General features: G+C 57.4%; 18 protein-coding genes. 13 read left to right on the forward strand and 5 right to left on the reverse strand.

Going from position 1 to position 21,425, the window contains the following annotated elements:
* Positions 1-288: 288 nt before the first annotated feature.
* Positions 289-1,065: a gamma-glutamyl-gamma-aminobutyrate hydrolase family protein gene (locus tag IE151_RS02775; protein WP_189487722.1), complete on the reverse strand. Its 777-nt coding sequence runs from the start codon at positions 1,063-1,065 to the stop codon at positions 289-291.
* A 420-nt stretch (positions 1,066-1,485) separates the two neighbouring features.
* On the opposite strand from IE151_RS02775, the gene IE151_RS02780 reads away from it, so the two are divergent.
* Positions 1,486-2,628 carry a TRAP transporter substrate-binding protein gene (locus IE151_RS02780; protein ID WP_189487724.1) on the forward strand — a complete coding sequence of 381 codons (1,143 nt, stop codon included), beginning with the start codon at positions 1,486-1,488 and terminating at the stop codon, positions 2,626-2,628.
* Positions 2,629-2,704: 76 nt separating this feature from the next.
* On the opposite strand, the gene nhaA is transcribed toward IE151_RS02780, so the two are convergent.
* The 3 genes from nhaA to IE151_RS02795 all read right to left on the reverse strand — a co-directional run bounded on the left by nhaA (position 2,705) and on the right by IE151_RS02795 (position 6,424).
* On the reverse strand, positions 2,705-3,916 hold the full coding sequence (gene nhaA, locus IE151_RS02785) for a Na+/H+ antiporter NhaA (RefSeq protein WP_189487726.1): 1,212 nt from the start codon (positions 3,914-3,916) through the stop codon (positions 2,705-2,707).
* A gap of 187 nt (positions 3,917-4,103) precedes the next feature.
* Complete coding sequence (locus IE151_RS02790) at positions 4,104-5,855, reverse strand: TRAP transporter large permease (protein WP_189487728.1); 1,752 nt, start codon at positions 5,853-5,855, stop codon at positions 4,104-4,106.
* Positions 5,852-6,424, reverse strand: coding sequence for a TRAP transporter small permease subunit (locus IE151_RS02795; RefSeq protein ID WP_189487730.1), 573 nt, complete (start codon positions 6,422-6,424; stop codon positions 5,852-5,854). The genes IE151_RS02790 and IE151_RS02795 overlap by 4 nt, the downstream gene beginning before the upstream one ends.
* A gap of 253 nt (positions 6,425-6,677) precedes the next feature.
* Between IE151_RS02795 and IE151_RS02800 the strand changes: the two genes are divergently transcribed.
* The 10 genes from IE151_RS02800 to IE151_RS02845 all read left to right on the forward strand — a co-directional run bounded on the left by IE151_RS02800 (position 6,678) and on the right by IE151_RS02845 (position 19,607).
* Positions 6,678-8,990: a putative bifunctional diguanylate cyclase/phosphodiesterase gene (locus IE151_RS02800; protein ID WP_189487732.1), complete on the forward strand. Its 2,313-nt coding sequence runs from the start codon at positions 6,678-6,680 to the stop codon at positions 8,988-8,990.
* Between the two features lie 118 nt (positions 8,991-9,108).
* Positions 9,109-9,843: an N-acyl amino acid synthase FeeM domain-containing protein gene (locus IE151_RS02805; RefSeq protein WP_189487734.1), complete on the forward strand. Its 735-nt coding sequence runs from the start codon at positions 9,109-9,111 to the stop codon at positions 9,841-9,843.
* Positions 9,844-10,002: 159 nt separating this feature from the next.
* Positions 10,003-10,230 carry an aa3-type cytochrome c oxidase subunit IV gene (locus tag IE151_RS02810; protein WP_189487736.1) on the forward strand — a complete coding sequence of 76 codons (228 nt, stop codon included), beginning with the start codon at positions 10,003-10,005 and terminating at the stop codon, positions 10,228-10,230.
* A 142-nt stretch (positions 10,231-10,372) separates the two neighbouring features.
* Positions 10,373-11,608 (forward strand): Re/Si-specific NAD(P)(+) transhydrogenase subunit alpha, encoded by a 1,236-nt coding sequence (locus tag IE151_RS02815; protein WP_189487738.1) that lies wholly within the window; start codon positions 10,373-10,375, stop codon positions 11,606-11,608.
* The gene (locus IE151_RS02820) at positions 11,608-12,024 is read left to right on the forward strand and encodes a proton-translocating transhydrogenase family protein (RefSeq protein WP_189487740.1); all 417 of its coding nucleotides are present in this window, start codon (positions 11,608-11,610) and stop codon (positions 12,022-12,024) included. The genes IE151_RS02815 and IE151_RS02820 overlap by 1 nt, the downstream gene beginning before the upstream one ends.
* A 6-nt stretch (positions 12,025-12,030) precedes the next feature.
* Entirely contained in the window at positions 12,031-13,431 is a 1,401-nt protein-coding gene (locus IE151_RS02825) for an NAD(P)(+) transhydrogenase (Re/Si-specific) subunit beta (protein ID WP_189487742.1), read from the forward strand.
* A gap of 525 nt (positions 13,432-13,956) precedes the next feature.
* A complete protein-coding gene (locus IE151_RS02830) occupies positions 13,957-15,114 on the forward strand; it encodes an efflux RND transporter periplasmic adaptor subunit (RefSeq protein ID WP_189487744.1) in 1,158 nt (385 codons plus the stop codon).
* Positions 15,111-18,242: an efflux RND transporter permease subunit gene (locus IE151_RS02835; protein WP_189487746.1), complete on the forward strand. Its 3,132-nt coding sequence runs from the start codon at positions 15,111-15,113 to the stop codon at positions 18,240-18,242. Before IE151_RS02830 ends, IE151_RS02835 begins: the two co-directional genes overlap by 4 nt.
* Before the next feature lie 83 nt (positions 18,243-18,325).
* Positions 18,326-18,814, forward strand: a complete 489-nt coding sequence (locus IE151_RS02840; protein ID WP_189487749.1) for a MaoC family dehydratase — start codon at positions 18,326-18,328, stop codon at positions 18,812-18,814.
* A gap of 16 nt (positions 18,815-18,830) precedes the next feature.
* On the forward strand, positions 18,831-19,607 hold the full coding sequence (locus tag IE151_RS02845) for an SDR family NAD(P)-dependent oxidoreductase (protein ID WP_189487751.1): 777 nt from the start codon (positions 18,831-18,833) through the stop codon (positions 19,605-19,607).
* Here IE151_RS02845 and IE151_RS02850 read toward each other — a convergent pair whose 3' ends face one another.
* A complete protein-coding gene (locus IE151_RS02850; RefSeq protein WP_189487753.1) occupies positions 19,608-19,778 on the reverse strand; it encodes a hypothetical protein in 171 nt (56 codons plus the stop codon). It abuts the gene before it with no gap.
* A 244-nt stretch (positions 19,779-20,022) separates the two neighbouring features.
* Between IE151_RS02850 and rpsU the strand changes: the two genes are divergently transcribed.
* Both rpsU and IE151_RS02860 read left to right on the forward strand, forming a co-directional pair.
* Positions 20,023-20,259 carry a 30S ribosomal protein S21 gene (gene rpsU, locus IE151_RS02855; RefSeq protein ID WP_189487755.1) on the forward strand — a complete coding sequence of 79 codons (237 nt, stop codon included), beginning with the start codon at positions 20,023-20,025 and terminating at the stop codon, positions 20,257-20,259.
* 227 nt (positions 20,260-20,486) lie between these two features.
* On the forward strand, positions 20,487-21,329 hold the full coding sequence (locus IE151_RS02860) for a tetratricopeptide repeat protein (RefSeq protein ID WP_382344732.1): 843 nt from the start codon (positions 20,487-20,489) through the stop codon (positions 21,327-21,329).
* Positions 21,330-21,425 lie beyond the last annotated feature (96 nt).

The raw sequence follows: 21,425 nt of genomic DNA on the forward strand, positions 1-21,425 counted from the left end.
GAAAATAGTGGTCTCGACATTGAGCCACCGGGTCCCGGGACATTTATATCCAAAGTGAAACGGATGATCGAGTTTTGCTCGATCACCGATGATGCCATCTGCGCTGCTCGGTTCATGCTGCCCTGACCATCCGCTCCGTCAGCGTGCCGAAGGCATACACGCTCACTCGCCGTATGCCAGCTATGTGGCGCAATCCTGATCGGTTCTCCCTTGCAAGCAGGAGTAACGTAAAGGGCTGGATGGAATGACCGGAAGCTAGAAGTGAGTGGCTGGCCTCCTGGTTCTAGCTCAGGCGAGCAGCCGTTCGGCTACTGTGGCGTTCTTGCGGGTGGCATAATCGCGTACTGCTGCGCCGAAAGCTTCAAAGATCTTGCGAGAAGCGTTGTCGCTTTCCGCCCAATATTCGGGATGCCATTGCACGCCGACAGCAAAACCCTTGGCGCCGACCACCGAAATTGCTTCGATCGTCCCGTCATCGGCCACAGCTTCCACTTGTAGGCGCTCTCCCAAGCGGCTGATCGCCTGACGATGTAATGAGTTGATCTTGATCGCGCCAGCACCGAAAATGCCGGCGAGGCAGCCGCCTTGTTTGATAATAACCTTCTGGCGAATAGAAAAACGTTCGTCCTGCGTCTCGCCTTCGGGCGCGCGATGGTCCCACATATCAGGGCCGTCCTGGATTTCGGTGGCCAGAGTCCCACCGAGCGCCACATTCATTTCCTGAATACCGCGGCAAATGGCAAGGAGCGGAATGCCGCGCTCGATCGCTCCCTTGATGAGCGGGAGGCTGGTCGCATCGCGTGCCGGATCATATGGGCCGTTTTCCTCGCTCGCATCGCCACCATATAGAGAGGGATGGACGTTGGACTTCGCCCCGGTGATCATGACACCTTGCACACATGAGAAGAGCGCATCGAAATCGACTTGTGCACCGAAGGACGGGATCAGGAGAGGCATGACGCCCGCGACATTCACGGCTGCCGCGAGATACTGGTTCGGCGAGGCATGCCAATCGTAATTTCCTGATTGAACGGTATCGGTCGGTACGGCGATGAAATTTTGCATGGTTGATACTCGGCAAGGGTCACTGCGATTGAATAGCGTAATGGGAACCGGCTGAAAATGACTTTCGGACAGTTCCGCGCCAAGAATTACTCCCTGCTGTCTCATACTAAAGTGCTAGAAGAGCCCGTCCCCGCATGCGCGTACGCAACGTATTAAAATATCTCGCCAATTAGCGTTGCGGAATCAAGCGCGACACCGGTCCGTCACGCGTATTGGAACAAAGCCTACTAGACGATCCAGTCGAAAAGCTCTTAATACTTCGAATGCCGAAGGTGCAGTGGAGGAGATTCTGCACGGCGGCTGTCGATGGCTTGGCGCCGAAAGGCACGGCATCGATGAAAGACGCTGGATCATCAAACCGCGCAGGCATGTTCTTCAAGGTGGGGCAGCAGGCGCATGGTTTCCGGAGGAGGGAAACACATGGATCGTCGTTCATTCTTCAAAAAGGCAGGCGTTGTTGGTGCTGGTGCCGTTGCTACGACTGCACTCGCCGCGCCCGCCATTGCGCAGGCCAATCCAAAAATCACCTGGCGCATCGCCTCATCCTTCCCCAAATCGCTCGACACGATCTATGGCGGCGGGGAAACCTTGTCCAAGATGGTTTCGGAAGCGACCGAGGGAAACTTTACCTTGCAGGTCTTTGCCGCCGGCGAACTTGTTCCAGGTTTGCAGGCGCTTGATGCTGCCCAGAACGGAACGGTGGAAGCCTGTCATACCGTTGCCTATTACTATACGGGCAAGGCCAAAACCTGGGCACTGGGCGCAGCCGTGCCTTTCGCGCTCAATCCCCGCGGCATGAATGCCTGGCTCTATCATGGCGATCGCGGCGGTGAAGGTTCACAACGCGGCATCGACGTGCTCAATGAATTCTATCACAAGAACGGCGTTCATGGGCTGCCTTGCGGCAATACGGGTACGCAGATGGGCGGCTGGTTCCGCAAGGAAATCAAGACGGTCGCTGATCTTCAGGGGCTCAAGATGCGTATTGCCGGTGTGGCAGGCGATATCATGGGCAAGCTGGGCGTAGTTCCTCAGCAGCTTGCGGGCGGCGACGTCTATCCCGCACTCGAACGTGGAACCATTGATGCAGCGGAATGGGTCGGTCCCTACGATGACGAGAAGCTCGGCTTCGTCAAGGTTGCGCCGAATTATTATTATCCCGGTTTCTGGGAAGGCGGCCCAACCGTCAACATGTTCTTCAACCAGGCCAAGTGGGACAGCCTGCCCGAGCATTACAAGTCTCTGCTTCAGACAGCCTGTCAGGCTGCCGATGCAGACATGCTCCAGAAATACGATTATCTGAATACCCGTGCGATCCGCACTCTGGTCAGCCAAGGCGCCAAGTTGCAGCCGTTCTCAAAGGAAATCATGGATGCTGCGTTCAAGGCATCGAATGAGTATTATGCCGAGCAGAGCGCGCAGAGCGAGGATTTCAAGAAGATCTGGGACGCGATCATCAAGTTCCGTGCGGAGTACTTCCTTTGGACGCAGATTGCTGACAGCCAGTTTGATACATATATGATGCAGCAACAGCGCGCCGGCACGTTGAAGGTTGACGGCTAAGCAGAAAATCCCGCTGAGAAGCTAAAAACCGCCCGGACTATCCGGGCGGTTTTTCATTGGAGGCATATCGAACCGATCAGGCCGAAACGGGACGTGGGGCTTCGCGCTTGGCGATGCGCAAGACGACATAGCCCAGAATGCCGGCGACGAAGGACCCCATCAGAATGCCAAGCTTGGCTTCGTCTTGCAGCAACGCGTCGTTGAAGGCGAGCAGGCTGATAAAGAGACTCATGGTGAAACCTATGCCGCAAAGAAGCGACACGCCCAACACCTGTGTCCAACTTGCGCCGGCAGGAAGGTCGGTGAAACCGGTCTTTACCATAAGCAATACGGCACCGAAGACGCCTATGACCTTGCCGATGAGCAATCCCATGGCGACACCCATCGTTACGGGAGCGACGAATGCTTCGCCCGTGAGGCCCGCAAAGGAAATGCCGGCATTGGCAAAGCCGAAGATCGGTATGATGATGAAGGCGACCGGTATGTGCAGCGCGTGTTCCAGCTTGTGCAGCGGAGAGACATCCTGAGAGGCTTCCGGCGCACCTGGGGTCAAGGTGATCGGAATTGTAAGTGCCAGGATCACGCCAGCAAGCGTCGCATGAACGCCGGAAAGCAGTACGAAAACCCAAAGGACCAGACCGCATGCAATATAGGGCAGGAGGGATTTTACGCCGCTTTTGTTGAGCGCGACAAGGGCTGCGATGGTTGCGGCAGCGCCCCCAAGCATGAGGAAGTTGAGGTCGCTCGTGTAGAAAACTGCAATAACGACAACGGCACCAAGATCATCGATGATGGCAAGGGCAGCCAAAAATACCTTGAGCGAGGCAGGTACGCGTGGGCCAAGCAGCGACAGCACACCTAGCGCGAATGCAATGTCAGTCGCAGCAGGAATAGCCCAGCCGTGTAGCGTACCTGGGTTATCATAGTTGAAAGCTACATATATCAGCGCCGGAATTGCCATGCCGCCCGCGGCCGCGGCGCCTGGCAGGAGCCGTCTTGTCCAGCTGGACAGTTGGCCGTCTAGCATCTCGCGCTTGATTTCAAGGCCGACGAGCAGAAAGAAGACGGCCATCAACGCGTCGTTGATCCAGTGGTGGAGGCTCAATGGCCCGACATAGGCATGCAGGGCCGAAAAATAGGCTTCTGCAAACGGAGAATTCGCCGTGATGATAGCGAGCGCGGCGACGGCCATCAGCAAAATGCCGCCGGACGCTTCGTTGTCGAGAAAGCGGCGAAGAGTAGAATTGATACGGCCTTTGCCTTGGCCGGGAGTCTGTGTCGAAGACATGCGTCTGCGCCCTCTTGGATAAAAGGTTTCGTTATTCTCCGTAAATTTGGGAAGCCCAAGGCGCACGCAGCACACGCCCATCAATCCTTTATAGAAACTAATCGGATGAAGGCCAACAAAAAACGGAGGAACTTGGCTCCCTTTTGCAAGGAAAACCCGCCTTCAGAACGTGAAGGCGGGTTCTCGTTTAATCGAAACTCGGCGGCTGCGAAAGGTCGGCAGGTGGCGTTCCCTGCTGCCCGCCATTATCGTTTGGCTGTGGTTCGCCGCCAAAGCTGGGCGGGCCCTCGAGTGGCGGTATGCCGAAGCTGGGTGCTTCTTCCGATCCGCCGCCGAAACCGGGGATCTGGATTTGGACGTCGCCCTCGTCGATAACCGGCCCCTTGTAATGCGTGACGATCTGGGGGAAGGCGATCGTGATTGCGACCATGAAAAGCTGTATGAACAGGAACGGCACCGCCCCCCAGTAGATGTCCGAAGACTTGACCGGTTCGATACGCTTCTTCGTGACGCGGTCGAGATAGGGAATTCTCGGCGCCACTGATCGGAGATAGAACAATGCAAAGCCGAATGGCGGGTGCATAAAGCTCGTTTGCATATTGATCGACAGAATGACGCCGAGCCAGATGAGGTCGATACCCATCGCATTTGCCGCCGGAACCAGCAGCGGCACGATGATGAAGGCCAGCTCGAAATAATCGAGGAAGAAGGCCAGGAAGAAGACCAATATGTTGACGATGATCAGGAAGCCGAGTTCGCCGCCGGGCAAGGAGGTCAGAAGATGCTCCACCCAGATATGGCCGTTCACGCCGTAGAAGGTGAGCGAGAATACGCGTGCGCCGATCAGAATGAACATGACGAAGGAGGAGAGCTTCACCGTGGTGATGAGCGCCGACTTTACCGATTCCAGACTAAGGCGACGCTTGGCTGCTGCCATCACCAGCGCGCCGACCGCGCCCATCGCACCGCCTTCTGTGGGGGTCGCAACGCCGAGGAAAATAGTGCCGAGCACGAGGAATACGAGCGCCAGCGGCGGTATCAGCACGATGATGACGCGTTGTGCCAATCTCGACATGATGCCTAAGTTGAACCATTCGTTCAGGACAGCCGCCAGATAGACGAAAAGGACGCCGATGAAGAAGCCCCAGACGTCAGCGCTGTCTCCCATCGTGCTATAGAAGAAATAGATGAAGCCCGTTATGACGAGCGCGCCGGCCAGGAGCCATAGAAGCAGCGACGTTACGCCGGAGCCTAGTGTACGGGCCTCGGGCGGCAGGGCTGGCAGGTGTTCCGGCTTGATCAGCGTCATGATGAAGACGTAGGTCATGTAGCACGCCACCAGCAGCAGAGCTGGGTAGAGCGCGCCCGCATACATATCGCCGACGGATCGTCCAAGCTGGTCGGCCATGACTATGAGAACGAGGGATGGCGGCATGATCTGCGCCAGCGTACCCGAGGCGGCAATGACACCCGTGGCTGTGCGTCTATTATAGCCGTAACGCATCATGATCGGCAGCGAGATGAGACCCATGGCGATCACCGATGCCGCCACCACTCCGGTGGTCGCGGCCAGAAGTGCTCCGACGAGCACAACCGCGTAGGCAAGACCGCCGCGGATCGGTCCGAAAAGCTGGCCGATCGTGTCGAGCAGGTCTTCGGCCATACCGGAACGTTCGAGAATGATGCCCATGAAGGTGAAGAACGGGATGGCGAGCATCGTCTCGTTCGACATTGTGCCCCATAAGCGTTCCGGCATCGCGTTGAGCAGGGGCCAGGACAGGTTGATATTGTCCGAAAGGGGGGCAAGCTCCACACCGATCAAGAAGAACAGCAATCCATTTGCCGCCAGTGCAAAGGCGACCGGATAGCCGAACAGCAAAAATATGATCAGCGAAGCGAACATGATCGGAGCCATGTTGTCGGCAATAAGCTGGATCATGCGCCCTTCTCCTCGGCGAGGAGCTCCGTACTGTCATCCAGGCTCTGCTCTTGCAGCGGATCCGGGAGATGGCCGCCCATGATGGCGATCTTTTTGATAATCTCGGAAACGCCTTGGGCGGTAAGCTGAATGAAGCCGAAGGCAAGGGCGAAACGCGCGGGCCACAGGATGAGGCCGCCGGTATTATTGGAGCGTTCGCCGGAATAATAGGCCTGCAGGAACCACGGCCATAGATAGTAGATCATCAGAAGACAGAATGGCATCAGGAAGAAAATATGGCCCAGAAGATCGATCCAGTGCTGGGTACGGCGTGTGCGGCTGCCATAAAACAGATCAATGCGAATATGTTCATTTTTCTTCAACGTATAGGCGGCCGCCAGCAGGAAGGCTGCGCCGAACAGATACCACTGAAGCTCTAGCCAGCCATTGGATGACATGTTGAAAGTCTTGCGGATGATCGCGTTGCCGGCGCTGACGAGCACGGCGACAAGAATGAGCCACGCGACAATCTTGCCTATAAAGGCGTTGATCCTGTCGATGGCATTGGACACGGCCAGCAAAGCTGTCACGTCTTACCTCCCCTTTATCTCCTTAACCTCGCGTTTTCGCACGAAGCCTCCATCGCTTGGCATAGCATCTCGGAGAACAAGGTCAAACGCGACTTTCGGCGAGGGGGAACGCAGGATCTGCAATCCTTCGTGAAGCATCGTATTTAAGGCGATTTTTACGAAAGCGCTTTACAGAATGCATGATGCGCAGTCTATTTATATAAGCTTTTCTTAATGAAAGGTTTGACGCTGGGCGCGTTAACTCGGGGATGGAATGGAAGCAAAAGAAAAGCGGGAATTGCCTCTCGACATCTACATACCCTTCGTCGAGTCGCTTTTCCGGGATGGAGCCTCCCTCATCATAGGCGTGTTTGCTCAGGCGATCACGGCGGCAATACTGTATCATAAGACCGGCCACCCAATCTACCTCGTCATTGGCGCGCTTCTGCTTGTCATCGGGGGCGCGCGTTATATTAGCGTCGTGCGTGTGCGCCGCCGTCCGCCGATGGAGGATCGTGTCGAGGCAACGCGACGCGAGGCCGTATATATAGTCGGCGGCGTTCTTCATGCCTTCATGCTCGGCATGTTGTGTTTCATCAGCGTCTACATCGTCAACGACGCATTTGCCGAAGTCGCGTCGATCGCCATCACCCTTGCATCTCTGAGCTCCGTTGCCGGACGGAACTATGGCTCGCAGGCGCTGGTCATGTTGCAGATCATCGCGGCATCTGGTCCGCTTTCGCTCGCTCTCATCATATCGGGCGATATATATAATATCGTGCTGGGTCTATTGTCTCTGCCGTTCCTCATCGCCGTCCGGCGTTTCGCAGCCGTGGCGCGCGGCGTACTGCTGACCGCACTTCTGGAAAAGCGCAAGGTGGGACGCTTGGCGGAGCGGTTCAACCGCGCCTTGAATACCATGTCCTATGGGCTGGTCATGATCGCGCCTGACGGGAAAGTCATAGTGGCCAATGCCGAGGCGGCTCGTCTTCTGGCATTCGCGAATCCCGAGGCTGCGGTCGGTCGCTCCCTGCATTCCCTTCTGACCCGTGGCGTTGCTGCGGGTTCACTGTCTTTGAAGAGCAGCCGAAAGCTTGAGCGTCACCTGGTCCAATCCCTTGCAAGCGGCAGCGATGAACGTATCGTCGTCACCTTTTCCGATGGACGCTGTCTCGAATTCGCGGCCCGCTCAGGCAATGGCGAGCTTGCGGTGATCACCTTCGAAGATGTTACGCAGCGGGTGCAGGCCGAAGAAAAAATACGTACGATCGCCCGCATCGATGGGCTTACCGGCTTGCCGAATCGGACCTATTTCCAGGAAATTGTCGGGACGGCGCTCAAGGCAGGCGATCCGAAACGGCTATGCGGACTGGTCCTCTTCGACCTCGACGATTTCAAAGGCGTGAACGACACACTCGGTCATCCGGTCGGCGACGGACTCATCCAGGCCGTCGGCAAGAGACTTTCAGCATTTTCCGGCAAGACGATCCGCATCAGTCGCTTTGGCGGCGACGAGTTCATGATCTACTTTGACGAGATTGAAAATCGCGAGCTCTTCGTTCAGACCGTCGACAGCATTTTCGGTCAGTTGCAAGGGGGCATCGACGCCTCCGGCCACTTCATCCATCTCCAGGCCAGCGCAGGCGCGGTGTGCCTGCCGGTGGATGGCGTCGATTTCGATAGCCTCGTTGTTAAGGCAGACCTCGCCCTGCACCGTGCCAAAACCGTAGGTAAAGGCAGCTGGCAGATGTTCGAAACGGATATGGACGAAGCCTTCCGTAATCGCCAGATCCGCAAAGCTGAGCTGCGCACAGCGGTAGAGACGGGCAGCTTGCGTGTCGTCTATCAGCCGATTGTATCTATCGAAAGTATGCGTATCGCGGGCTGTGAGGCGCTTTGCCGTTGGGATCATCCGGTGCACGGCGCTATTTCGCCTGCCGAGTTCATTCCGATGGCCGAGGAGATGGGTATCATTTCCGACATTACCGCCTTCATGCTGGATACCGCCTGTCGCGACTGCGTCAACTGGCCTTCCGAGCTTAATGTTTCGGTCAATCTGTCGGCACGCGACTTGCGCTCCTTCGAAATTGTCGGACGTGTGCGCGAAGTTCTGAAGAATACGCGTCTGGCGCCGGAGCGTCTGGAGCTGGAAGTTACCGAAACTGCCTTCATCGCGGACAAGAAGCTCAGCGACGAAGTCATCTCCCGGCTCAAGGAGCTGGGCGTCAAGATCGCGCTCGACGATTTCGGCACCGGCTATTCCAGCTTGAGCTATATTCACAAGCTGCCATTCGACAAGATCAAGATCGACCGCAGCTTCATCAGCGATATTCATAATAGCCGTCGATCGCTGGAACTGGTTCGGGGTATTATCACACTTTCGCGCAGTCTGGGTATGGAAGTGACGGTTGAAGGGGTGGAGACTTTCGAGCAGTTGAAGATTCTGCAAGCTCGCTCCCGTCCGGATTTGCTACAGGGCTTTCTGTTTGGTGCCGCCCTCACGGCAACCGGTATTTCCGCCATGTCACAAACACGTTGGTCGTTTGCGGATGACAGACGCAAAAAGTCGCTTGCGCTTAATAAGTGAGGCGTGAATAACTGGCGCAGCGAATCGGTGCGGTGCTGTGCGAATCTACGGATTTCAATGGGTTGGGGCTTGGCCTCGCCGTGCTCGATCATGAATCGATCAAGCCGGATGAGGGGTCATGAGGGGCGAGATCAAGCCAGTCACGGACGGTGCGATGTCGAACTTCGCACGCAACGTTTTCAGCGTGCTGGAGCGCACGGAATACCGTCGGTGCGAGCGTGGCGACGATCTCCACGATATTTATCGGCTCCGTTATAATTCCTACAAGAACGCTGATCTCGTTTCGGAATCGTCCGATCGCATGGTCTATGACGAATATGACGAAAAGCCCAACTGCTATAAGTTGGGCGTGTATATCGACGCGAACCTCGTTGGCACGATCCGGCTCCATGTCGTCAGCAAGGAACAGCCCTGGTCACCCTCCGTATCGGTGTATCCTGACATTTTAATTCCGCGTCTGGAGGCGGGCGAACGCTTCATTGACCCGAGCCGTTTTGCCGCTGATCTCGAATGGGCTCGCATCTATCCGCAAATTCCCTATCTCATATTGCGGCTCGCCGGCATGGCCTGTTTCTATTTCAACGCTCCTTATGTGATCTCCATGATCCGCGGCGATCATGTGGCTTTTTACAAGCGTATCTACAATTCGCGTCCCATAGGCACACCACGCAATTATGATGGCGTCATTAACACTGTCGCGCTTCTCTATGAAGCGGATGTGTTGGCGATTCAGCACGAGACGTTCAGCCGGTTTCCCTTTTTCCAATCGTCGGCGCGTGAGCAACGTATGCTTTTTTCGGCTCCGCCCGGAAGTCTGACCGGGCCACTGACAGTGATGCCGTCCTTGCCGTGACGGCGGTAGCGGCGTGCCCATATGCCGCATTTTCTCGATCCCCGTCTTGTGTTGCTCTGGAAGCCTGTCACAATCGACCGGCAATTCCAGGAAACTGGATATAATTGCTCGCGCCAGATGCGGCAGGGCAGAGTGAAACAGTAGGCCAAGGAGGATGGCATGGTGGATGATCGGCACGAGGGGCCGCTCGAACTTGGCGCAGAGATGGATTATTCCGAGCACGAGAAAACCTACAACATGTTTCTCGCCTTGGCGAAATGGGGCACGCTTTCAATTATCGCCCTTCTCGTCGCCATGGCTTTCGGCTTCTTCACTTCGGCAGGCTTTCTTTCTTCTCTGATCCTGTTTCTGCTCGTCATGGCGGTTGGCATGTCCCTGTTGCGCTAAGCCAGCGGCCGTCCGCCATGCCTTAAAGCGCGGCCAAACGTAGCAGCCTACGCCCTTGCGTTAGGACGACGATTCGATAAGTTGTCACCCCGCGCGCCTGCCGGGCTGGTTCGGCGCGTCCGCATGTTGAGGGGTTAGTTCATTGACACAGATCATTTTCGTCCCGCGCGAGACGGATATCGCAGAGGCGCGCGTTGCTGCGTCGGCAGATACCGTCAAGCGTCTGGCGGGACACGGGTTCGATATTATCGTAGAAAGCGGGGCTGGCACCCGTTCGCGCATTCCCGATGCAGAGTTTGAAAAAGCCGGTGCCAAAATCGGTGCCGCTGCCGATGCCGCCAAAGCCGATATTATTCTCAAGGTGCGCCGCCCCTCAGCCGCCGAAATAAAATCGTACAAATCGGGTGTCAGCGTCTTTGCGATCATGGACCCCTATGGCAACGAGGCCGAGCTTGCCGCGATAGCCAGGGGCGGGATCACCAGCTTTGGCATGGAGCTGATGCCGCGCATCACGCGCGCCCAGGTCATGGACGTGCTCTCCAGTCAGGCGAATCTTGCCGGTTATCGTGCCGTCATTGATGCGGCTGCCGAATATGACCGTGCCTTCCCCATGATGATGACGGCTGCCGGAACCGTGCCTGCCGCCAAAATCTTCATCATGGGTGCAGGTGTCGCGGGCTTGCAGGCCATCGCAACCGCCCGTCGTCTGGGTGCTGTTGTCACGGCGACAGACGTTCGCCCGGCAGCCAAGGAACAGGTTGCTTCGCTTGGCGCGAAGTTCATCGCCGTCGAGGACGAAGAGTTCAAGGCCGCCGAAACGGCAGGCGGTTATGCCAAGGAGATGTCCGCCGAGTATCAGGCGAAGCAGGCAGCACTCGTTGCCGAGCACATTGCCAAGCAGGACATCGTCATCACCACGGCACTCATTCCTGGCCGTCCCGCACCCAAGCTCGTGTCAGCCGCCATGGTCGCTTCGATGCGCGCTGGCTCCGTGCTTGTAGACCTCGCTGTCGAACGTGGGGGTAATGTCGAGGGCGTCGTTGCTGAGCAGGTCGCAACGACTGAAAACGGCGTCAAGATCGTCGGCCATGTCAATGTTGCCGGTCGCATTGCCGCGTCCGCCTCGCAGCTCTACGCGAAGAACCTGCTCGCCTTCCTTGAAACGATGATCGACAAGGAGGCGAAGAGTTTCGCCATCAACCGCGAGGACGAACTCGTCAAGGCCACGATGCTCACCGACGGTGGCGCTGTCGTCCATGAGCGCTTCGCGTCTGCCGCTGCTGCAAGTGCCAGCCCTGCCGTCGAGACGCCGGAGTTCGTATCTGAGCCGAAGGCAACCGCCCGAAAGAAGAAGACCAACGAGGGGAGCGCCAGCTAATGGACAAGTCCGTCATCCAACAGACGCTCGACCAGCTTGAGCTTTCCGTCGAGGCAGTCCGCACCGCCGTCGACAATGCCGTCATCGTAGATGGTGCAGCCGGTGCGGCGCACGCGCTGACTGGCGGAGCGGTCGACCCGTTCATCTTTCGTTTTGCGATTTTCGTGCTGGCGATTTTTGTCGGCTATTATGTCGTCTGGTCGGTCACACCCGCCTTGCATACGCCATTGATGGCCGTCACTAACGCCATTTCCTCGGTCATCGTCGTCGGCGCGCTCCTTGCCGTCGGTATCTCGGCGTCGGGCATGGCGACCGGCTTCGGCTTCGTCGCGCTGGTGCTCGCTGCGGTCAATATCTTCGGCGGGTTTCTCGTCACCCAGCGCATGCTGGCCATGTACAAGAAGAAGGACAAGTAAGATCCCATGAGCATGAACCTTGCTTCCTTCCTCTATCTCGTGTCGGGGATACTCTTCATCCTCGCCTTGCGTGGCCTCTCGCACCCGACCACCAGCCGCCAGGGCAATATTTATGGCATGGTTGGTATGGGTATCGCCATAATCACTACGCTGGCGCTCGCCCGTCCGAGCATTAGTGGTCTTGGCCTGATCATTCTCGGTCTCGCCATCGGCGGCGGTGCCGGTGCGCTGATAGCCAAGCGTATTGCAATGACGGCGATGCCGCAGCTTGTCGCGGCCTTCCATAGTCTTGTCGGCCTTGCTGCCGTTATGGTTGCGGCTGCTGCCGTCTACGCCCCGGAAAGCTTCGGCATCGGTGAGATCGGCAATATACATGCGCAGGCGCTGATCGAAATGTCGCTCGGCGTGGCCATTGGCGCCATCACCTTTACCGGCTCGGTCATTGCGTTCTTGAAGCTCGACGGACGCATGTCCGGCAAGCCGATCCTTCTGCCGGCTCGCCATCTGGTCAATGCCGTGCTGGGTGTTCTGCTCGTGGTCCTGATCGTGATGCTGGTCATGACACAAAGTACTACCGTCTTCTGGCTGATCGTCGCGGCATCGCTGCTTTTGGGTGTTCTGCTCATCATTCCGATCGGCGGCGCAGACATGCCGGTCGTCGTGTCCATGCTCAACTCCTATTCGGGCTGGGCCGCGGCAGCGCTTGGTTTCACGCTCGGTAATCTCGCGCTCATTATTACCGGGGCACTGGTCGGTTCCTCGGGTGCAATCCTGTCCTACATTATGTGTAAGGGCATGAATCGCTCCTTCATTTCCGTCATTCTCGGTGGCTTTGGCGGCGATGCTGCCGCTGCCGCGTCGGACGATGGTATCGAGCGTTCGGTTAAGCAGGGTTCGGCGGACGATGCAGCCTTTCTGATGAAGAACGCCTCGAAGGTCATCATCGTGCCAGGCTACGGCATGGCGGTTGCCCAGGCGCAGCATGCGCTGCGCGAAATGGCGGACACGCTTAAAGCGCACGGCGTCGAGGTGAAATATGCGATTCATCCGGTTGCAGGCCGTATGCCGGGCCATATGAACGTTCTTCTGGCGGAGGCAAACGTGCCGTATGACGAGGTTTTCGAACTCGAAGATATTAATTCGGAGTTCGCGCAAGCTGACGTGGCCTATGTCATTGGTGCCAATGACGTTACCAATCCCTCGGCCCGCGATGACAAGTCCTCGCCGATTTATGGTATGCCGATCCTTGACGTGGACAAGGCGCGCACCTGCCTCTTTGTGAAACGTTCTTTGGGTTCGGGTTACGCTGGCATCGATAACACGCTGTTCTACAAGGATGGTACGATGATGCTGCTCGGCGATGCCAAGAAAATGACGGAAGAGATCGTCAAGGCGCTGGCCGACTGATCTTTGTGCTAGCCAGCAAAAAAAAGCCCGGTCGCGGAAGCGCCGGGCTTTTTGACGTGAACGGTAACCAGTTCGGGGGATGAGGGGGCAGGTCACCGTTCACGCTGGTAGTTTCAAGGCCGGCGCGGCGAGAGGGGGAAGCCGCGGGCCTCTTGCGGGAGGTTGGTGCTTTCCTCGTCTCCCACATTGCCTCAAAAGTTATTTCCAAGCGTTTCGTTCCGGCGGGTCGCATAAAAATTTTATTTTTCTAATATTTTTTGCCCGTACGTCCCGCTTAGGGGATGATTTCGCAACCTTACAGAGATTTAATGATAAAGTGCGTGCCAGGGTGACGAGCCTTTGGCATAACGCAAAGACGTGATTTGTGCAGCACATCGCGCTGCGCCATTTGTGGGTGAGAATACTGAATTCGGCGACATTGGATGCACCGGATACTCCCCCCGGAAACGCGTTCAGCTCGCATTCAGGTAGATACGGATTGAATGCTTTGGCAAAAAGCATTCTGACGAAAGAACCGGAGCGGATATGACTGGCTCTAAAGCCACTGTTTTAAGCGTGATCACGGTGCTGTCCATGGCTGCCGCGGCGTATTTTGCCTACGAGGCGCGTGTTGCACCAGAGGCTGCTCCTGCTGTCCAGCGTGCCGGCGGTGGCAGCGCGGGGCCGGTCGCGGCCCGTGTCGTCGTGGCTCCCGTCCAGACAGGCCGCGTGGATAGTCGTTTGAGCGCTATCGGAACAGGCAGGGCGCTCAGCGCGGTTTCTCTCACGCCATTCTCTCCGGGTCGCATTACCGAGATCGTGGTCAAAGCTGGTGATAAAGTCGAGGCTGGCGACGTCATCGCGCGCCTGGACTCCGAAGTCGAGGAGATCGCGGTCGAAAAAGCGCAGGTCGTGCTGGACGATGCACAGGCAAAGGTGGAACGTGTCACACGCCTTCGCGCCAGTAATGCCATTTCTGCCGTCGAACTGACGACAGCCGAGCTTGAGCGGGCCAATGCTCGCCTTGCGCTTCAAGATGCGCAACTAGCGCTATCGCGTCGCACCGTGGTGGCTCCCGTGTCGGGTATTATCGGGATATTGCCTATCAACGCAGGCAATTATGTCACCAATTCTACCGAAATCGCCACGATTGACGATCGCTCCAAGGTCCTCGTTGATTTCTGGGTGGCGGAGCGCTTCGCCAATCAGATAGCACCTGGAGCCAAGGTCACAGCCACGCTGGTTGCGGACCCGACCGTCTCCGTCGATGGGTTCGTCAGCGCGGTCGATAGCAAACTCGATGAGCAAAGCCGTACGCTGCGCGTTCGTGCCGAACTCGATAATGCGGATGATCGCTTGCGCGCCGGTATGTCCTTTCGCATGGGTATGAGCTTTCCGGGCCAGGATTACCCTGCTGTGCCGCCGCTTGCCGTGCAATGGGGCGCAGAAGGCTCTTACGTCTGGGCGGTGCGCGATGAAAAAGCGACCCGCATCCCCGTCACGCTGGTGCAGCGCAATGCCGAGGCTGTTCTGGTGGCAGCTGAATTCCAGGACAACGAAATCATCGTGTCCGAAGGCGTTCAGTCCGTGCGCGAAGGTGGAGCCGTTAATATTATCGGCCGCGAGCAGCCAGTCGCGCCAGCTGCAACACCTGACGAAACGACTGCGGCCATCGAGGGTGTGCGGGAAGGGGTCCGCCAGTGAGCGTGGATCACAATCCGTCTGAGGCCGGCAAAGGCATTACAGCGCTTTTCGTTCGACGGCCGGTTCTGGCCTTTGTGATCAACGCACTGATCGTGGTAGCGGGCCTTGCCGCCTTTGCCGGCATCGAAATTCGCGAGCTGCCGGATGTGGATCGTCCCGTCGTGACCGTCAACACGACCTTCAACGGTGCCGCCGCTGAAACCGTCGACCGTGAAATAACGGCGCAGATCGAAGGCGCCGTCGCTCGTGTGCCGGGTTTGCAGTCTATTTCCTCGAGCTCTTCCTTTGGGCGTTCGCGCGTCACCATCGAGATGAGTGAGAGCGTCGATCTCGACGTCGCCGCTTCCGATATTCGGGATGCTGTGAGCCGTATCGTCAATCAGTTGCCGGAAGATGCCGATGAGGCGCGCATCGTCAAGGCGGATGCCAATGCCGACGCCATCATGCGTTTGGCCGTCACCGCCGATGACATGGCCATTGAGGATCTTTCCCTGCTCGTCGATGACGAGATTGTCGACGCGCTCTCCGCTGTGCCCGGCGTCGCCGATGTACAGATCTATGGCGATCGCGAAAAACTCTTTAACGTCGACATTGATCAGAACAAGCTGGCAAGCCTCGGCCTCACGGTGGCGGACCTGTCGGGCGTGCTGAATACCGTTTCGTTCGAACGGCCTGCTGGTGAGCTCGAAACGCGCGACCAGGCATTGGTCGTGCGCGCTATTTCTCCGGTGCAGACGCCGGAGGATTTCGAAAATCTGATCATCAAGGACAATGTGCGCCTGCGTGACGTCGCCACCGTCATCTTCAGTGGAGACCCGGGTTCTTCGTCGTTGCGGACAAACGGCAAAACCGGCGTGGGCCTTGGCATTATCCGCCAGGCGCAATCCAATACGCTCGACATCTCGGAAGGTGTTCGTGCCACTGTTGCGCAATTGCAGGAAACGCTGCCGGAAGGCATCCAGATAGGCGTATCCAGCGATGATGCGGTATTCATTCAGGGCGCGATTCACGAAGTCGAGATCGCTCTTGTTCTTGCCGTTTCGCTCGTTCTCGTCATCATCTACATTTTCTTGAGGGACTGGCGTGCAACTCTCATTCCTGGTCTGGCCATGCCGGTGTCGCTTATCGGTACGCTGGCGACCATCTATCTGACCGGCTTCTCCCTTAATATCCTGACGCTGCTTGCGCTGGTGCTTGCGACCGGTCTTGTCGTTGACGACGCCATCGTCGTGCTTGAAAACGTGGTGCGCCGTCGCAATGAGGGTATGGGGCCGCGTGCTGCTGCCGTCCTAGGTACGCAGGAAGTGTTCTTTGCCGTGCTCGCAACGACCGCAACCTTGGCTGCCGTGTTCATTCCGATTTCCTTTTTGCCAGGACAGACGGGCGGCCTGTTTCGCGAGTTCGGTTTCGTGCTCGCTATGTCGGTGCTCATCTCGTCCATCGTCGCGCTGTCGCTTTGTCCGATGCTTGCCTCGCGCTTCATGAAAGAAGCGCCGAAGGAGCATAGGGGTGGTGCCCTTGGCACAATTGGCGGCAAACTCGGCTCGTTTTACGCCCGCACGCTGCGTTTCGCGCTCAACATGCCCTGGCTAATCGTTGCTATTGCAGCCATTGTCGCCGTCGTGGCTTTCATGTCCTTCGGTCTCATCCGCCAGGAGCTGACGCCGACTGAGGATCGCTCCATGATCCTCATGCGCCTCAATGCGCCGCAGGGTGTTTCACTCGACTATACGACGGATCAGATCCGCAAGGTGGAAGCGATTCTGCAGCCCTATCGCGATAGCGGCGAGATTGTCTCGATCTTCGCCAATGGCGGTTCGGGCGGCAACAATAACAGCGCCTTCATGGTACTGGGCCTTGCCCCGTGGGGCGAGCGCGAACGCTCGCAACAGGAAATCGCGCAGGAAATCAATCGCAGGGTAAGTGCTGCACTTCCCGGAATTCGTGCTTTCACCATGCAGCCGAATTCGCTGGGCATTCGCGGGGCCGGTTCCGGCTTGCAATTTGCCATTGTCGGAGCAAGCTACGATCGTCTCAATGAAATCGCCACTGCGGTGCTGGCGGAGATGGAGAAGGACAATCGCTTCGATCGCCCGCGCCGTTCAGTCGACCCGACGCAGCCGCAGCTGTCCGTTACTGTCGACCGGGAGCGCGCCTCCGATCTTGGCATCAACATTACGAATTTCGCCGAATCGCTGCAATCGCTGCTGGATGGGCGCGAGGTGGTCGATGTCTATATCGGGGATCGTTCCTATCCGGTGAAGCTGGTTTCCACCAGCCATCCGATCAATGATCCGACTGATCTGGAAAACATCTTCCTGCTGGCAAAGGACGGGCGTTTCGTTCCAGTCTCTTCCATTGCGACGCTACGCGAGATCGCAGTGCCGCCGCAGCTCGCCCGCGAGGAGCAAGTGCGTGCCGTCGCTATCACGGCCGGTCTTTCGGGAGATTTTGCGCTCGGCGAGGCGCTAGCTACGGCGCGCTCGATTGCCGACGAGCATATGGGCCCCGGCTATCGTATCATCCCGCTTGCAGAGGCCAAGACGCTGGGCGAAACCAATTCTGCCATGTTTGCAGTCTTCGGTTTTGCGCTCATCATCATCCTTCTGGTTCTGGCCGCTCAGTTTGAAAGCTTCATCAGCGCCCTCATCATCATGGTGACCGTGCCGCTCGGTCTCGCCTGCGCCGTCTTCGCACTGCTCTGGACCAATACGAGCCTGAATGCCTATTCGCAGATCGGCCTCGTCCTGCTTATTGGCGTCATGTCGAAAAACGGCATTCTTATCGTAGAGTTCGCCAATCAGCTGCGTGACAAGGGTGCCAGTGTGCGCGAAGCGATCGAGCAGGCTGCCACGATCCGCCTGCGACCGGTCATGATGACAATGATCTGCACGATTTTGGGCGGTCTGCCGCTCATTCTGGCGACCGGTGCCGGGGCCGAAGCCCGCATTGCGCTTGGCTGGGTCATCGTCGGCGGCCTTGGTCTTGCGACGATCTCGACGCTCTACCTCACGCCGGTTGCCTATCTCCTGATCGCGCGGTTTGCAAAGCCGGCCGTCGAGGAGGAAGCGCGCCTCAAGCGAGAGATGCAGGAGGCTGCCTATCTCAACGTCGAACCGGCGGAGTAGGTTTGTCGGCCATTGGTCGAGGGTGACAAGCTGCTTCGGAAACGTTATGCGTCCCGGAGCAAGAAATCTTGGGGCGCATTTTCATGTCGATCAACAGTCTTCCTCCCGTCAGCCGCGAACAGATGCGCGCCAATCTGGGCCAGGAGGTCGGAGTTTCGTCCTGGCGCGCCGTCAGCCAGCAGATTATCGATCTTTTCGCCGATGCTACCGATGATCATCAGTTCATTCATGTCGATCCGGAGCGTGCGGCTGCCGAGACACCTTTCGGCGGAACGATCGCGCACGGGTTTCTAACGCTGTCACTTCTCTCCACGATGACCTATGAGACCTTGCCGCCGCTTGAAGGCTGTGAGGTCGGCATCAATTACGGTTTTGAACAGATACGTTTCGTTGCACCGGTCAAGGCGGGTGCGCGCATTCGGACCCGCTTCGTTCTTGCCAGCCTGAAGGAGCGCCCATCCGGTCTGGTCGAAATGACTTATGATGTCACAATTGAGATTGAAGGCTCTGCTAAACCCGCGCTCACGGCGCGTTGGATGACTATTGCCGCACCGCGTCGCGACGAGGGTTAAGGCGTTGAGTGACAGCATGAAGCGTTTCGAAAATCGGATTGTGATGATCACAGGTGCAAGCGGTGGAATTGGCTCTGTCGTTGCCGAACGCTTTGCTGCCGAAGGAGCTCGACTGGTTCTAAGTGGCACCGATGTTGAAACGCTCCAGGCCCTTGCTGACAGCCTGGATACGGAGGTTGCCTGCCTCGACGGCGATATTCGCGATCCGCAGACGGCCAAGCGTCTGTGCGAAACCGCGCTGAATCGCTTTGGTGGCTTGGATATCGCCATCAACAATGCCGGTATCGCCCATAGTTTCGTGCGCTTGCAGAATATCCCCGATGATGAAGCGGAGGCCGTCGTTGCTACTAATCTGATGGGCATTTTCTACTGCTTGCGTCACCAGATACCGCTCCTGTCAAAGGGGGTAAAGGCTGACGGCGAGGCAAGGGCCATCGTCAATATAGCTTCTGTTGCGGGGTTGCGCGGCATTCCGCGTCTGGCGCTCTACACGGCCGCCAAACATGGCGTCGTGGGACTGACCAAGGCCGTGGCTGCCGAAAATGCCGAGAAGAAAATCCGTATCAACGCAGTCTGCCCGGGCTTCACGCGCACACCAATGCTGAATTCCTATGTGGCGATGGCGGGCGCCACCTGTCCGAACGACATGCCGCTTCTTGCCGGTAAGCTGCCGATGAAGCGCGTTGCGGAAGTGGAGGAGGTCGTTGCAGCAATCTTGTTTGCCGCCGATCCCGCCAATGGCTTCATGACGGGACAGGCAATCGCGATTGATGGCGGCCTGACCGCCGTATGATCATTTCTTGGACGGCTTGTTGTCGTCCGGGCTCCCGGGAATCGATGTGATCACGTTGGATGCCGGATCGCTTGCAGGAAAGGTTTCCTCAAGCGCTTCGTCAAGATCGCTGTCCTGTTCAGCCTTGCTCTTCTTGTGTTCTTCATGTTTCTCGTCTTCGCGTCCTGACATGGTGAGTCTCCTGTGTTGAACTCGGAAGCAAAACGCGGAAGCGGCGGCAAAAGTTGCCGATGGGTGTCAGCCAATTGTGGGATAAGCACTGTGTGCCGGGAAATGCGGCGCTTTCGCATTTTCTATGATAGACAAGCGGGTCTGGTTCTGGTAATGGCAGCCAATTCGCAATGGCAGGTCCATTGCCTTTGCGGTCGAGTTGGCCGCGCAAGAGGTCCAACCTTTCTGAAAGACAGGAACGAACGTGCAGGTACTCGTCCGCGATAACAACGTTGATCAGGCGCTCCGCGCTCTCAAGAAGAAGATGCAGCGTGAAGGCATTTTCCGTGAAATGAAGCTGCGTGGTCATTATGAGAAGCCGTCTGTGAAGCGTGCTCGCGAAAAGGCTGAAGCTGTTCGCCGCGCTCGCAAGCTGGCTCGCAAGCGCGCACAGCGCGAAGGTCTCGTTGTCGGCCGCACCGCGACGGTTGCAGCGCGCTAAAAAACATGAGCGGGATGCTGCTGTGGCAGTTCCGGCCCGCTTTTGTCCATAGTTTGGTGCTTACAAGAGGTGGGGCGATTCGATTCGCGCCGCCTTTTGTTTTGTATAAGCGGTTTTCATGGTGCTCCATGCAACCGCTTCGACCTTGATCCGTTGGGACAAGCCGCCGTTGAGGGGTGATGGATCGGGGATCGGCATGTGGGGAAGTTGCTGACATGACAATGACGATGAATGGCATGAGTGTTTCTTATCGCCGCGGGCTCATGGGAGCGGTACTTCTTGGCTTTTTGCCCCTAGCTGCGTGCCAGAGCACCGGCCCGGTCGCCGATGTGGCCGCCATTGACACGGCTCAGGGCTCGCCGGAAAATATCGCTTCTCTCACCGCCGTCATCGATCGCGCTCCCGGTCAGCCGGAAGGCTACAATATTCGCGGCACAGCCTATGGTCGCGGCGGGCAGTACAAACAGGCGCTTGCCGATTTCGACAAGGCCTTGCAGCTCAATCCCAACTATTACCAGGCCTATGCCAATCGCGGTTTGATCCACCGCTACATGAACAACCAGAGCCAGGCCATCGCGGACTATACGCGCGCCATTCAGCTCAATCCAAACTATGATGTCGCTTATATAGGTCGCGGCAATGTTTACCGCCTTGCCGGGCAGATCGATCAGGCCTATGCAGATTTCCAGAAGGCGATCGAACTCGACACGACCGATCCGCGCGCCTATCACAATCGCGGTCTCATTCTGCAGCAGCGAGGCCAGCACGCGCAGGCGATCGACGATTTTTCCAAGGCTATTTCGCTGCGCCCGACTGCCCCGGAACCTTATAATGGCCGCGGCCTGTCCTATGCTGCACAAGGCGATGATGATAACGCCTTCACCGATTTCAACACCTCTATCCGGTTGAATGGCAGTATTGCCGAAAGTTGGGCTAATCAAGCGCTGATCTACGAACGCAAGGGCGATCGTGCCAAGGCGCAGAAATCCTATGCGCGCGCCGTGCAACTTGATCCGCAATATCAGCCTGCCAAGGATGGCCTGGCGCGAACAGGCGGCTCTGCCGGCTGATCGTTTAGTTTCAGCCTCTTGTCTGAGTGAAAATCGTGGATGGATTTCTCGCCCTTGCCGAAGCGGGCGAAAATATTTCGCAATAGTTTCAATGGA

The sequence above is a fragment of the Limoniibacter endophyticus genome (genome assembly GCF_014652835.1).
Taxonomy (GTDB): domain Bacteria; phylum Pseudomonadota; class Alphaproteobacteria; order Rhizobiales; family Rhizobiaceae; genus Limoniibacter; species Limoniibacter endophyticus.

What these genes read in the sequence shown, in the direction of transcription:
- IE151_RS02775 (WP_189487722.1), bottom strand. Translation starts at nt 1,065, where the DNA reads ATGCAAAATTTCATCGCCGTACCGACCGATACCGTTCAATCAGGAAAT.
- IE151_RS02780 (WP_189487724.1), top strand. Translation starts at nt 1,486, where the DNA reads ATGGATCGTCGTTCATTCTTCAAAAAGGCAGGCGTTGTTGGTGCTGGT.
- nhaA (WP_189487726.1), bottom strand. Translation starts at nt 3,916, where the DNA reads ATGTCTTCGACACAGACTCCCGGCCAAGGCAAAGGCCGTATCAATTCT.
- IE151_RS02790 (WP_189487728.1), bottom strand. Translation starts at nt 5,855, where the DNA reads ATGATCCAGCTTATTGCCGACAACATGGCTCCGATCATGTTCGCTTCG.
- IE151_RS02800 (WP_189487732.1), top strand. Translation starts at nt 6,678, where the DNA reads ATGGAAGCAAAAGAAAAGCGGGAATTGCCTCTCGACATCTACATACCC.
- IE151_RS02805 (WP_189487734.1), top strand. Translation starts at nt 9,109, where the DNA reads ATGAGGGGCGAGATCAAGCCAGTCACGGACGGTGCGATGTCGAACTTC.
- IE151_RS02810 (WP_189487736.1), top strand. Translation starts at nt 10,003, where the DNA reads ATGGTGGATGATCGGCACGAGGGGCCGCTCGAACTTGGCGCAGAGATG.
- IE151_RS02820 (WP_189487740.1), top strand. Translation starts at nt 11,608, where the DNA reads ATGGACAAGTCCGTCATCCAACAGACGCTCGACCAGCTTGAGCTTTCC.
- IE151_RS02825 (WP_189487742.1), top strand. Translation starts at nt 12,031, where the DNA reads ATGAGCATGAACCTTGCTTCCTTCCTCTATCTCGTGTCGGGGATACTC.
- IE151_RS02830 (WP_189487744.1), top strand. Translation starts at nt 13,957, where the DNA reads ATGACTGGCTCTAAAGCCACTGTTTTAAGCGTGATCACGGTGCTGTCC.
- IE151_RS02840 (WP_189487749.1), top strand. Translation starts at nt 18,326, where the DNA reads ATGTCGATCAACAGTCTTCCTCCCGTCAGCCGCGAACAGATGCGCGCC.
- IE151_RS02845 (WP_189487751.1), top strand. Translation starts at nt 18,831, where the DNA reads ATGAAGCGTTTCGAAAATCGGATTGTGATGATCACAGGTGCAAGCGGT.
- IE151_RS02850 (WP_189487753.1), bottom strand. Translation starts at nt 19,778, where the DNA reads ATGTCAGGACGCGAAGACGAGAAACATGAAGAACACAAGAAGAGCAAG.
- IE151_RS02860 (WP_382344732.1), top strand. Translation starts at nt 20,487, where the DNA reads ATGAATGGCATGAGTGTTTCTTATCGCCGCGGGCTCATGGGAGCGGTA.